General features: G+C 74.8%; 13 protein-coding genes. 4 read left to right on the top strand and 9 right to left on the bottom strand.

Features of this window, described 5'->3' with window-relative positions; translation table 11 throughout:
- The 3 genes from IE318_RS36920 to hypA all read left to right on the top strand — a co-directional run.
- Window positions 1-532, top strand: a 532-nt coding sequence (locus IE318_RS36920; protein ID WP_229904001.1) for a NifU-related iron-sulfur-binding protein, incomplete at its 5' end; no start/stop codon positions are given.
- Window positions 529-1128, top strand: a complete 600-nt coding sequence (locus IE318_RS36915) for a DUF5947 family protein (RefSeq protein ID WP_189907295.1) — start codon at window positions 529-531, stop codon at window positions 1126-1128. The genes IE318_RS36920 and IE318_RS36915, both read left to right, overlap by 4 nt.
- 16 nt (window positions 1129-1144) lie before the next feature.
- Window positions 1145-1498, top strand: coding sequence for a hydrogenase maturation nickel metallochaperone HypA (gene hypA, locus IE318_RS36910; RefSeq protein ID WP_030183448.1), 354 nt, complete (start codon window positions 1145-1147; stop codon window positions 1496-1498).
- Window positions 1499-1611: 113 nt separating this feature from the next.
- On the opposite strand, the gene hypE is transcribed toward hypA, so the two are convergent.
- The 8 genes from hypE to IE318_RS36870 all read right to left on the bottom strand — a co-directional run bounded on the left by hypE (window position 1612) and on the right by IE318_RS36870 (window position 10210).
- The gene (gene hypE / locus IE318_RS36905; protein WP_308438620.1) at window positions 1612-2697 is read right to left on the bottom strand and encodes a hydrogenase expression/formation protein HypE; all 1086 of its coding nucleotides are present in this window, start codon (window positions 2695-2697) and stop codon (window positions 1612-1614) included.
- Window positions 2690-3832: a hydrogenase formation protein HypD gene (gene hypD / locus IE318_RS36900; protein WP_189907294.1), complete on the bottom strand. Its 1143-nt coding sequence runs from the start codon at window positions 3830-3832 to the stop codon at window positions 2690-2692. Before hypD ends, hypE begins: the two co-directional genes overlap by 8 nt.
- Window positions 3829-4170, bottom strand: coding sequence for a HypC/HybG/HupF family hydrogenase formation chaperone (locus IE318_RS36895; protein ID WP_189907293.1), 342 nt, complete (start codon window positions 4168-4170; stop codon window positions 3829-3831). The genes hypD and IE318_RS36895 overlap by 4 nt, the downstream gene beginning before the upstream one ends.
- Window positions 4171-4173: 3 nt before the next feature.
- The gene (gene hypF / locus IE318_RS36890; RefSeq protein ID WP_189907292.1) at window positions 4174-6564 is read right to left on the bottom strand and encodes a carbamoyltransferase HypF; all 2391 of its coding nucleotides are present in this window, start codon (window positions 6562-6564) and stop codon (window positions 4174-4176) included.
- Window positions 6561-7376 (bottom strand): hydrogenase nickel incorporation protein HypB, encoded by an 816-nt coding sequence (gene hypB, locus IE318_RS36885; protein ID WP_189907291.1) that lies wholly within the window; start codon window positions 7374-7376, stop codon window positions 6561-6563. The genes hypF and hypB overlap by 4 nt, the downstream gene beginning before the upstream one ends.
- A gap of 82 nt (window positions 7377-7458) precedes the next feature.
- Window positions 7459-8067, bottom strand: coding sequence for a hydrogenase maturation protease (locus IE318_RS36880; RefSeq protein WP_189907290.1), 609 nt, complete (start codon window positions 8065-8067; stop codon window positions 7459-7461).
- On the bottom strand, window positions 8067-9776 hold the full coding sequence (locus tag IE318_RS36875; protein WP_189907289.1) for an enoyl-CoA hydratase-related protein: 1710 nt from the start codon (window positions 9774-9776) through the stop codon (window positions 8067-8069). Before IE318_RS36875 ends, IE318_RS36880 begins: the two co-directional genes overlap by 1 nt.
- Before the next feature lie 65 nt (window positions 9777-9841).
- Complete coding sequence (locus tag IE318_RS36870; RefSeq protein ID WP_189907288.1) at window positions 9842-10210, bottom strand: low affinity iron permease family protein; 369 nt, start codon at window positions 10208-10210, stop codon at window positions 9842-9844.
- Window positions 10211-10280: 70 nt separating this feature from the next.
- Here IE318_RS36870 and IE318_RS36865 point away from each other — a divergent pair, with 70 nt between their 5' ends.
- Window positions 10281-10667 carry a transglycosylase family protein gene (locus IE318_RS36865; RefSeq protein WP_189907287.1) on the top strand — a complete coding sequence of 129 codons (387 nt, stop codon included), beginning with the start codon at window positions 10281-10283 and terminating at the stop codon, window positions 10665-10667.
- A 40-nt stretch (window positions 10668-10707) separates the two neighbouring features.
- Here IE318_RS36865 and IE318_RS36860 read toward each other — a convergent pair whose 3' ends face one another.
- Window positions 10708-11589, bottom strand: a complete 882-nt coding sequence (locus IE318_RS36860; protein ID WP_189907286.1) for a diacylglycerol kinase family protein — start codon at window positions 11587-11589, stop codon at window positions 10708-10710.
- Window positions 11590-11628: the final 39 nt, after the last annotated feature.

The raw sequence follows: 11628 nt of genomic DNA, 5'->3' as shown, positions 1-11628 counted from the left end.
GCTGCTCGCCGGACTCGACTGCGCGCCCGGTCCGACGGTGCGCCTGGCGGTGGAGGCGGTACGGCTGCTGACGGAGGTCTACGGCGAGGCGCTGGCCCGGGTGCTGGAGCGCGCTGACGACGCCCTGGCGCGGCAGCTGGCCGAGGACGAGCTGCTGGAGCATCTGCTGGTGCTGCACGGGATCCATCCGGAGCCCGCCGAGCGCCGGGCCGCCCGCGCGCTCGAGCGGCTGCGACCCGCCGTGCAGGAGCGAGGCGGCGACGTGGAGTGGGCCGGTGTGGACGGATCGGTGGCCCGGGTGCGCCTGAGCACCGGCGGCGGCTGCGGTTCCGGGTGCGGCGGCGGGTCGGGCGATGTCGGCGGGGCGGTGCGTGAGGCGGTGCGCCAGGCGGTGCTCGCCGCCGCTCCGGAACTGACCGCGGTGGAGTCCGTCGCGGATCCCTCCGACCGGCGCGCGGCACCGGCGTTCGTCCCGCTGGACGCCCTGCTGCGACGGCCCACGGGCGCGGCCCCGGCAGGGGAGGTGCGGTGAGCTCGGACGGGGCGCTGGCCCGCCTGATCCGCTCCTCGGCCTCGGCCGGGCCGACCGGGACCGAGGCCGAGTCCTGCGAGCTGTGCGCCGCGCCGGTGCCCGAGGAGCACGCCCATCTCTACGACACCGCGCAGGCGGAGCTCTGCTGCGCCTGCGGACCCTGTTCGGTGCTGTTCGCCGGGGACGGCGCGGGCGGCGGGCGCTTCCGGCTCGTGCCACGGCGCCGGATCCGGCTGCGCGGGGTCGACACACAGACGCTCGGGGTGCCGGTCGGTCTGGTGTTCTTCGTGCCGCACGCCGACGGCACGGTGACCGCCCAGGGCCCGAGCCCGGCGGGGGCCATGCGGTGGGAGGTGGACGCGGCCGCCTGGCGGCGGGCCGCCGAGCGGTGTCCCGAACTGGCCACTTTGGAACCGGAGGTGGAGGCGCTGCTGGTGAACACCGTCCGCGGCCTCGACCACCACTGGATCGTGCCCGTCGACGACTGCTTCCGGATGGTCGCCGTCGTGCGCCGGGAGTGGCGGGGGCTGTCGGGCGGCAGCCGGGTGTGGCCGGCCGTGGAGGAGTTCTTCGCCGGACTCACCGAACGGCGATGAGCAACGGGGAGTGACCGTGCACGAGTTGTCGATCGCGACCGCGATCGTGGAGCGGGCCGAGGAGTGGGCGCGGGCCGACGGGACGAGTGCCGTCTCGTCGGTGACCGTGCGGGTCGGTGAGCTCTCCGGCGTGGTGCCCGACGCGCTGGACTTCGCCTTCGAGGTGGCCCGGGAGGGCACCGCCCTGGCCGGGGCCCGGCTGGTCGTCGAGCAGGTGACGGCACGGGCGTACTGCGATCCGTGCGCGGCGGAGTTCGCGGTGGGCATGCCGCCGTTCTTCTGGTGTCCGCGCTGCGACCGCCCGTCGCGGGACCTGCGCGGCGGACGGGAGCTGGAGATCACCGCCGTCGAACCGGCGCCCGCACACTGACCGCCGCCGCACTCCGGCAGCCCCGGGAGGACCGATCCCACCGGTGCCCGACACACCGGCGGGGTCGCCTCCTCCCGGGGCTGCGGCTGTCCCAGGTCAGCGGCTGTCCCGCGTCAGCAGATGCGCGGCAGTTGTTCCCCGAGCGGCAGGTCGACGACCCGGGTGCCGCCCAGGCCGGTGGAGACGACGACCATGCCCGGGTGTTCGGCGACGCACTCGCCGATGAGCGCGGCACCGGCGCCCTGCGGGTGGGCGCGCATCGCCTCCAGGACCGCCTCGGCCTCCGTCAGCGGCACGAAGGCCACCAGCCGTCCCTCGTTGGCGACGTACAGCGGGTCGAGACCGAGGAATCCGCAGGCGTTCGCGACGGCCTCCGGTACCGGGATCGCGCGCTCCTGGAGCCGCACGCCGGTGCCGGAGGCGCGGGCGATCTCGTTGAGGGAGGCGCCGAGCCCGCCCCGAGTGGGGTCGCGCAGCACATGAACGTCCGGGGTGACGGCCAGCATGGCCGCCACCAGGTCGGCCAGGGGCGCGGTGTCGCTTGCGATCTCGACGCCGAACTCCAGGCCCTCCCTCACGCTCATGACGGCCACGCCGTGCAGCCCGATCGGGCCGCTCACGATCACGGCGTCCCCCGGGCGGGCCCGCTGGGGGCGGATGTCCACCCCCTCGGGGACGAGCCCGACCCCGGCGGTGGTGACGTACACACCGTCGCCGTGGCCCGCCTCCACCACCTTGGTGTCGCCGGTGGCCACCGTGACGCCGGCCGCCTCGGCCGCCGCGCCCATGGCGCGCGCGATCCGGTCGACGACGGCCAGCTCCACGCCCTCCTCCAGGACGAAGGCCGCCGAGAGGTAGGCGGGACGTGCTCCGCTCATGGCCAGGTCGTTGACGGTGCCGTTGACCGCGAGGTCGCCGAGGCTGCCGCCGGGGAAGAACAGCGGCCGCACGACGTAGGAGTCGGTGGAGAACGCCAGCCGGGCGCCGCCGAGATGGAGGACGGCCGAGTCGCCCATGCCGGCCAGGACGGGGTTGCCGTAGGCCGGGGCGAACACGTCGTGGATCAGTTCGGCGGACAGGGCGCCGCCTCCGCCGTGGCCCATGACCACGACCGGCTGGTCGCGCAGGGGGGCGGGGCAGGTCCAGTTCGCGGGGTCGACGGGGGCGGTCTCGGTCGCCTCGGGAGCCAGTTCAGCCAACGGGGTTCATCTCCTCCTGCGGGATGCGGGAGCCCGGTGCCGGAGCGCCGTTCATCCGGCGGTACAGGTAGTAGGCCGCGCAGGCGCCCTCGCTGGAGACCATGGTGGCGCCGAGCGGGGTGCGCGGGGTGCAGGCGGCGCCGAACGCGGCGCACTCGGTGGGCTTGATCAGCCCCTGGAGGACCTCGCCGGCCCGGCACACCGCGGGTTCCTCCGTGCGGATGCCGGTCACGTCGAAGCGGTGCTCGGCGTCGTAGGCGCGATAGGCGTCCGACAGCCGCCAGCCGCTGGCGGGGATGCGTCCGATGCCGCGCCAGTTGCGGTCGGCGACCTCGAAGACCTCCTGGAGCATGCGCAGCGCGGCCGGGTTGCCGTCCTCGCGCACCGCGCGCGGGTAGGCGTTCTCCACCCGGTGCTCGCCGTGCTCCAGCTGGTGGACGGCGCGGCGGACGCCTTCGAGGATGTCCAGCGGTTCGAAGCCGGTGACCACGATCGGGACGCGGTGCCGCGCGGCCAGCTCCGGGTACTCGGCGGTGCCCATGACGCTGCACACGTGCCCGGCGGCCAGGAAGCCCTGCACCCGGCAGGCGGGCGCGGTCATGATGGCCTCGACGGCCGGCGGGACCCGGACGTGGGAGACCAGGAGACTGAAGTTGTCCAGGCCCAGCCGGCGGGCCTGGTGCACGGCCATGGCATTGGCGGGCGCCGTCGTCTCGAAGCCGATGGCGAAGAACACCACCTGCTTCTCGGGGTGCTCCCGGGCGAGCCGGAGCGCGTCGAGCGGCGAGTACACCACCCGTACGTCACCGCCCTCGCCCTTGACGCGGAACAGGTCGCGGTCGGTGCCGGGCACCCGCAGCATGTCGCCGAAGGAGCAGAAGATCACCCCCGGGCGCGCGGCGATCTCCAGGGCCTTGTCGATGACATCCAGCGGGGTGACGCACACCGGGCAACCCGGACCGTGGATCAACTCCAACTTCTCCGGCAGCAGTTGGTCGATGCCGTGCCGGATGATGGAGTGGGTCTGGCCGCCGCAGACCTCCATCAGCGCCCACGGCCGGGTGACCGTCGCATGGATCTCGTCCAGCAGCCGCCGGGCCAGCTGGGGGTCGTTGAACTCGTCGATGTACTTCATCGGGCCTCACTCCCGCCGTGATCGCGCGCGACGGCCGCGGGGACGTGCGGGGCCTCGCTCCGGCTCCCGGCCTGTTCGGCCGCCTGCTGCCAGGCGTCGCCGAACTCCTCCTCCAGCAGCCCCAGTTGCTCGAACAGCTCCAGGGACGCCCGGGCCGACGCCTCGTCCAGCCGTTGCAGGGCGAACCCGACATGGACGATCACGTACTCCCCCACCCGCAGGTCGGGCAGGTACTCGAGACACGCCTGTTTGCGCACCCCGCCGAAGTCGACGACGCCGATGAGCGGGTCGGCGCGGTGGTCGATGGACACGACCTTGCCGGGCACTGCCAAACACATGGGTCACTCCGTCTCGTCGTTGTCCGGGGTCTCGTCGCTGTCCGGTGTCCGTCGCCGCCCGTGGGCCGCGACCACGAGCTGCCCGAGGGCCAGTCCGCCGTCGTTGGGCGGGACCTCGCCGTGGCGCAGTACCGCGAAGCCGTCCGCGGCCAGAAGAGCGGCGCACTCCTCCTCCAGCAGGCCGTTGGCGAAGACGCCGCCGCTGAGGACGACGGTGCTCAGGCCCGTGGCCCCGCGGGCGCGGCGGCAGATCTCCGCGACGGCCCGTGCCACGCCCCGGTGGAAGCGTGCCGCGAGGACGGGTGCGGGGGTGCCGCCGCGCCGGTCGGCGAGGAGCGCCCGCAGCATGGGCGCGGGGTCGCAGAGCACCGGGCCGGGGCCGGTGCTCAGGTCGAAGGGGTACGCCGCCCGGTCCGCCTCGCGGGCCTCGGCGGCCGCTGCCTCCAGTTCGAGCGCGGCCTGTGCCTCGTAGTGCGCGCGGTGGCAGATGCCGGCCAGGGACGACACGGCGTCGAAGAGCCGCCCCATGCTGGAGGTCGGCACGCAGGCCAGGCCCCGCTCCAACTGCCTGCGCAGCACGGTCCGTTCCTCCGGTGCGCAGGCGGTGACGCTGGGCAGGCCGGGGTCCCACGGCAGGCCCGCCGCCCACAGCCGGGCCAGCGCCAGGCGGCACGGGTTGGCCACCCCGGCGTCGCCGCCGGGCAGCGGGGCGGGGGCGAGGTGGGCGAAACGGCGGTGGCCCGCGTAATCGGCGAGGAGGAACTCGCCGCCCCAGACGGTGCCGTCGTCGCCGTACCCGGTGCCGTCGAAGGCGACGCCGATCACCGGTGTGGTCCCGTCGAGGCCGTGTTCGGCCATCGCCGAGGCGATGTGCGCGTGGTGGTGCTGGACGAACACCGGCTCCGGGTGGGTGAGTCGGGCGGCCCGCCGACGTGCGCGGCGGGCCGAGTGGTAGCCGGGGTGCCGGTCGGCGGCGACGAGTTCGGGGCTGACCCCGGTGAGGGCCAGCAGGTGCCGTTCGGCCCGCCGGGCCGCCTCCAGGCCGGCCAGGTCGCCCATGTCGCCGATGTGCGGGCCGAACCAGGCCTGGTCGCCCTCGCCGACGCACAGCGCGTTCTTCAGGTCGCCGCCCACCGCGAGCACGGGACGCACCGGGAACGGCAGGCGCAGCGGGCGGGGCACATAGCCGCGGGAGCGGCGCAGTACCTGCTCGGTGCCGTCGGGGCGTACCCGGATCAGGGAGTCGTCGCACGGACAGGCGATGGGCCGGTCGTGGGCGAGCCAGGCGTCGGCCAGCCCGGACAGCCGGGTCAGCGCCTCGTCGTCGTCGGTGACGATGGGCTCGCCGGAGCGGTTGCCGCTGGTCATCACCAGCATTCGGGGGCCGGGCGGGTCGCCGGGCAGCCCGAACAGCAGGGTGTGCAGGGGGGCGTAGGGCAGCATCACGCCGATGTGCGGGCTGCCGGGACACACCTCTTCGGCGGGCCGGGGGCCGGGGCCCGGGGTGCGGCGGCGCAGCAGGACGACGGGCCGTCGGGGGCCGGTGAGCACGGCCCGTTCGCGCTCGCCCAGGACGGCGATGCGTTCCGCGGTGGCCAGGTCCGCGCACATCACCGCGAAGGCCTTGCCGCCCCTGGCCTTGCGGGCGCGCAGGGTGGCGACGGCACGGGGGTCGGTGGCGTCGCAGGCCAGGTGGTAGCCGCCGATGCCCTTCACGGCGACGATCCGCCCGGCGGCGAGCAGCGACCGGGCCGCCGCCAGTGCCTCGGCGTCCCGGGCCGGGCGCGGGCCGCTTCCCTCCGCGGGCACCAGGCGCAGCCGGGGTCCGCAGTCGGGGCAGGCGACGGGCTGGGCGTGGAAGCGCCGGTCGGCGGGGTCCGCGTACTCGCGCGCACAGGCGTGGCACATCGGGAAGGCGCCCATGGTCGTGGCCCGGCGGTCGTACGGCATCGCGGTGGCGATGGTGAACCGGGGGCCGCAGTGGGTGCAGGTGATGAACGGGTGCCGGTGGCGGCGGTCGGCGGGATCGGCCAGTTCCCGCAGGCAGTCGGCGCAGGTCGCGGTGTCGGGCGGGAGCTGGGTGCGGCCGGTGGACGACTCGGTGGGGCGGATGGTGAAGGGGTCGGCGGCACCGGTGGCGGGGAGCTCTTCGAGTCCGATGCCGGTCACGGCGGCCAGGGGCGGGGGCTGCTGGGCCAGCCGGTCGCAGAACCGGGCCACGCCGTCCGGGGGGCCCTCGACCTCGATCAGCACCCCGCTCGCGGTGTTGCTCACGAAACCGGCGAGCGCCAGGTCGGCGGCGAGCCGGTGCACGTACGGCCGGAAGCCCACGCCCTGCACCGTGCCGCGCACGGTGAGCCGGCGGCGTACCGGGGCGGTGGCGGGGGCGGTCATGAGGCGGGAGTGGTGGCCGGGCGGGGCTGCGCGCGGGTGTCGTCGGCGTACTCGTCGACGGCTGTGTGCACGGGGCCCGGACGGTGGCCGTGACCGTGACCGACGCCGTGGGGGCGCGGGGCGAGGGGCGGGTGGTGCGGCGGGGTGCCGTCGAGGGCGGCGAGCGCCCGGTCCAGTACGGTGTCGACGCCGTCGCCGGTGCGGGCGCAGGACCGTACGATCTCCACCCCGGGGTTGACCCGGTGGACGTTGGCCCGGAAGGCGTCCTCGTCGAAGCCGGCCGGTTCGGCCAGGTCCGTCTTGGTGACCACGACCAGGTGCGCGGAGCCGAAGGCGGTGGGGTACTTCAGCGGCTTGTCCTCGCCCTCGGTCACGGCCATCAGCACGATGCGGAGGCTCTCGCCGAGGTCGTACGAGGCCGGGCAGACGAGGTTGCCGACGTTCTCCACGAACAGCACCCGGGTGGCCGCGGGCAGCCGGCCCGTCAGCCGGGCGCGGACCTGGCGGGCCTCGAGATGGCACAGCCCGTCGGTGAGCACCTGCTGCACGGGTGCGCCCGAGCGGGCCAGTCGGCGCGCGTCGTTCTCGGTGGCCAGGTCCGCGGTGAGCGCGGCCACCGGGACGCCCCGCTCGACCGCCCGGGCCAGCACCCGGCCGAGGAGTTCGGTCTTGCCGCTGCCGGGGCTGGACAGGAGGTTGACGAGAGCGGTCCCCTGCCGGGCCAGGTCGTTTCTGAGGGCCTCGGCCAGGTCGTCGTTCTTGGCGAGGACCGCCTGCTTGACGTCGTGTGTGACGTCGGCGGATCGGCACATGTCGCTTCTCCTCGCGGTCGGGTCGGTTCCTCGCGGTCGGTTCGGGAGGGGCTGCTCGTGGCGGGCGGGGCCGTCCGGCCACTCACCGATCTTGTGCGGTGCCGGCGGCCGGAAGCGGCAGCGCAGCCGTGTGCGGCGGGGCGGATTCGTCCGGGCGGCCCAAGGACGGGGTGGCCGCGGGGTCGGCGAGCAGGACCGGGACGATGGTGTGCAGCGCCCGGACGGCCCGGTCGACGGCGGCGCCGACCGGGCCGCTGAGCCCGGGCATGATGTCCTCGTCGGCACGCGGGAGGACGTCGGGCTCGCAGGCCAGGACGAGGACCCGCGGCAGCGGTCCGTCGCCGAGGTGGGCGGCCAGCGCCAGCACCTTGGCGGGGTCCATGCCATGGGCCTCGGGCGGGGCCGCGGCCGCGGTGGTGGCGTCGGGCGGGTCCGGCTCGATCAGGGACAGGGTGCCGGGCCGGTGGCCGCGCGGGGCGGCGTCGACCAGGACGGCGGTGTCGTATCCGTCGAGCAGTTCGTAGGCGAGGTCCAGGCCGCGGATGCCGAAGTCCCGCACCCGCACGGCGGCCGGCAGCGGCCGGGAGGCGAGCGCCCGCACCACGTGGGGGCCGAAGGCGTCGTCCGCGAGGAAGATGTTGCCGACGCCCGCGACGAGCATCCGGGGGCGGGACCCGGGCGGGGTCGTCATCACGCGTGCCCGCCGGCCGGGTGGAGCACGGGCGGGGCCAGGGGGTCGGCGGGGCCGCTCGGCGTCTTGCGGACGAACGCCGAACGCAGCGCGTGGTAGGGCGCGGCGGGGTCGAAGAAGATGTCGTGCATCCGGGCGAGTTCGGTGCGCCGGTGGTCCGCGAGCGGCCGTACGGCCTCGTCGCGTGCGCGGGCCGCCGCCTTGGCCTCGATCCGATAGGCGAGGTCGGGGGCGGCGGCGAGCTCGGCCGCCATGCGGGCGGTCTGGTCGGCGAACTCCGGTGCGGGGACGGGCAGCAGACGGTCGACCAGGCCGAGGCCGTGCGCGGTGGCGGCGCTCACGGGCAGCGCCTCGGTGGTGAGCCGTTCGGCGGTCCGCGCGCCGACGCGGCGCGGCAGGCTGTAGGTCCAGTACTCGGAGCCGTACAGGCCCATGCGGCGGTAGTGGGGGTTGAGCACGGCGCCGCCGCGGCACCACACCTCGTCGGCGGCGAGCGCGAGCATGACGCCCCCGGCGGCGGCGTTGCCGCCGAGCGCGGCGACCACCAGCCGGTCGGTGGTGCGCAGGACCGCCTCGACGAGGTCGTTCATGGCGTTGAGGTTGGCCCAGGACTCGGCGGCCGGGTCGGGGGCCGCCTCGATGACGTTCAGGTGGATGCCGTTGGAGAAGAAGTCGCGGGTGCCGCCGAGGACCAGCACGGGCGTGGGGCGGGCGAGCGCGTACCGGTAGGCGGCGAGCAGCCTGCGGCACTGGTCGGTGCTCATGGCTCCGCCGGGGAAGGAGAAGGTGAGGTGGCCGACGTCGCCGTCGCGGTGGTAGCGGATGTCGGTCCAGGTGCGCCGCCCGGGGGGCAGTTCGAGCGGGACGGGGGCCTCCGGGAGCGAGCAGGGGCCGAGGACGGAGGCGGCCGGGCGCTTGAAGGGCGCGGGGTCGCCGGAGTTCTTGCGCGGCCTGAGTTCGGGGATCCACACGGCGCCGTCCCGGGTGGCCCGGCACACCGCTCCGGCGCGGGTGGCGAGCGGCTCGCCGGGGCGTCCGCGCAGCCGGTCCTCGGGGTGGCCGCCGTGCAGGAACACCTCCCGGCCGTGCAGTTCGTCGAGCACTCCGGGCCGGGAGTCGGCCGCGCGCAGTCTGCGCAGCACGGTGGCGGTGCTGTCGTTGTCCCAGTCGATACGGCGCTGCGACTGGCGCATGACGTCGCGCCACATCACGCGGACCGAAGGGTCGTTCTGCGACAGCGGTTTGAACGAGCCCTCCTCGTAGCGCCGTACGGCCAGCAGCACGGCGGCCGCCGCCGCGTCGGCGGCCTCGTTGCGGTACAGGTCGCTCTTGCCCACGTCGGACGTCTCGAACGGCATCGACGCCCAGATGTCACCGGCGTCCATGGCCGCCTCGGCCTGCAGCACGGTCACGCCCCAGCGCGCCGCCTGGTCGGTGATCGCCCAGTCCAGGGAGGACGGCCCGCGGTCCCCGGGTGGTCCCGGGTGCACGACGAGGCAGGTGTGCCGCTGCCACACGTCCTCGGGCAGCGCCGTGCGCAGCATCGGGGCGATGAGCAGCTCCGGGTGCGTCCGCGCGATCGCGGTGCGGACGGCCTCGGCGCCGTGCGAGGCGAGGACGGCGTCCACCCGGTGCCCGCGGTCCGACAGTTCGGCGTACACACGCTGGGCCAGGCTGTTGAACGCGCTCACGACCAGCAGAATGTCCATGACGCGGCATGGTGTCCGTTTCGCCGGGCACCGGGAAGGACCGCCGCGGCGTTTCGCCGGCCCGGTCAGGTCTCTTCCTCCATCCGGATCGAATTCCTCAGATCCTCGAAGGCCGGGCTGTGGTCGTCCTTGTTCATCTCCAGCAGGGCACGGGCAAGTGCGTCGAGCTTGCGCTGGATGGCGTGCTCGGCGCGCATCTCGGCGTTCTTCAGCAGGGCGAGCAGCAACAGCGTCACGGCGGTCATGGACTCGCCCGCCAGCAGCAGCAACTCCAGGTCCAGGTGGGCCGCGTGGGCGGCGACGAAGAAGCCGACGAGGAGCAGGCAGAGCAGGAAGAAGACCGGTGAGCTGGTGAAGTTGGAGGCGTACTCCGCGAACTGGTCGAACCGGCCGCGCCGGGGGCCGCCGCGATGGACGGGACTCTTGAACGTCATGAACGGGAGCCCTTCCCCGTGCGGCGTGCCGCCTCGCTACTTTCGGTTCATATGATGTAACAGTCTGCACATGAACTGGCAGCAGAACATCGACAGGGCCCCCGTCCGTCATGACGGGGCATCAGGTCAGCACCCTCGTCGCCGCGGACTGCGCGGGGCGCTGCTGGTCGCGGCGACCACCGCGGCGCTGGCAGGCGGACCCGCGGCGACCGCGCTCCCGTCCCGGGGTCTCGGCCCGGACTGGGACGCCATCGCCGCCTGCGAGTCCAGCGGCAACTGGAGGGCGAACACCGGCAACGGGTACTACGGCGGGCTGCAGTTCGCCCAGTCCAGCTGGATCGCGGCCGGTGGACGCAAGTACGCGCCCCGGGCGGACCTCGCCACGCGCCGGGAGCAGATCAAAGTGGCCCGGCGGCTGGCCCGCCTCCAGGGGATGTCGGCCTGGACCTGCGCCTGAGCCTGCCCGGACCGCCCGGACTGCCTGCCCGGACTGCCGGTCAGCACAGGACTGAGAGTGCGCCGGGCAGCACCCGGGCGGTGACGGGCAGCACCGCGTCGACCTCGCCGTCGGCGCCGTAGGGCACCGGCCGGTCGGACTCGATCCGGATCTCCCGGCCGCGCAGGATCCGCACCTCGGGCCGGGCGACATGCGCGCCCGACTTCAACTCGTTCATCAGGGCGAAGAAGAGCCGCCGTGGTGCGGCGCGGATCAGCACCACGTCGAGCAGACCGTCGTCCACCCGGGCACCGGGGGCGATCATCCGGCCGGAGCCGTAGTACGCCGAGTTGGCGGCCACCACGGTGTAGCCGCAGTGGCCGTGCTCCTCGCCGTCGACGGTGACGCGGTAGGTCGCCGCGCGCCAGGTGGCGACCGCCCGCAGTCCCCCGGCGTAGTACGAGGCGGCGCCCCGCAGCAGCCGGGCGTGGTTGGCGTGCCGGTTGGCGAGCGCGTCGACACCCGCGTACACGCTGCCGAGGACGACGGTGCGGGAGTGGACGGCCGATTCCACCTCGATGGTGTCTACCTGGCGCGGCTCGTGGTGCAGCAGCACCCGGGCCAGTGCGGACGGGTCGGAGGGCAGGTCGAGCGCGCGGGCGAAGTCGTTGCCGCGGCCGGCCGGGACGAGGCCGAGGAGCGAGCCGGTGCCGCTGAGGGCGCCGCCGATGCCACCGGCGATGCCGTCGCCGCCGACGGCCAGGACGACCCGTCCGCGTTCGCCGGCCTGCCGGGCGAGGTCCTGCGCGTGGGCGAGGCTGCGGCTGTACTCGGTCTCCAGTTCGGCGCCCTCCTCCCGGAGCAGCCTGGCCACCCTCAGCAGCGCGGCGGCGCCCGCGGATCCGCCGGCGGTGGGGTTGACGATGGCGGTGAACTGTCGCATCGGTGGGGCCTCCGGGCGGAGTGAGGGCGATCGGGCGGG

Source organism: Streptomyces spiralis (assembly GCF_014654675.1).
Lineage (GTDB): Bacteria > Actinomycetota > Actinomycetes > Streptomycetales > Streptomycetaceae > Streptomyces > Streptomyces spiralis.
This window is presented reverse-complemented; position numbering and strand designations above follow the sequence as displayed.

What these genes read in the sequence shown, in the direction of transcription:
- hypD (WP_189907294.1), bottom strand. Translation starts at nt 3,832, where the DNA reads ATGAAGTACATCGACGAGTTCAACGACCCCCAGCTGGCCCGGCGGCTG.
- IE318_RS36895 (WP_189907293.1), bottom strand. Translation starts at nt 4,170, where the DNA reads ATGTGTTTGGCAGTGCCCGGCAAGGTCGTGTCCATCGACCACCGCGCC.
- hypF (WP_189907292.1), bottom strand. Translation starts at nt 6,564, where the DNA reads ATGACCGCCCCCGCCACCGCCCCGGTACGCCGCCGGCTCACCGTGCGC.
- hypB (WP_189907291.1), bottom strand. Translation starts at nt 7,376, where the DNA reads ATGTGCCGATCCGCCGACGTCACACACGACGTCAAGCAGGCGGTCCTC.
- IE318_RS36880 (WP_189907290.1), bottom strand. Translation starts at nt 8,067, where the DNA reads ATGACGACCCCGCCCGGGTCCCGCCCCCGGATGCTCGTCGCGGGCGTC.
- IE318_RS36875 (WP_189907289.1), bottom strand. Translation starts at nt 9,776, where the DNA reads ATGGACATTCTGCTGGTCGTGAGCGCGTTCAACAGCCTGGCCCAGCGT.
- IE318_RS36870 (WP_189907288.1), bottom strand. Translation starts at nt 10,210, where the DNA reads ATGACGTTCAAGAGTCCCGTCCATCGCGGCGGCCCCCGGCGCGGCCGG.
- IE318_RS36865 (WP_189907287.1), top strand. Translation starts at nt 10,281, where the DNA reads ATGAACTGGCAGCAGAACATCGACAGGGCCCCCGTCCGTCATGACGGG.
- IE318_RS36860 (WP_189907286.1), bottom strand. Translation starts at nt 11,589, where the DNA reads ATGCGACAGTTCACCGCCATCGTCAACCCCACCGCCGGCGGATCCGCG.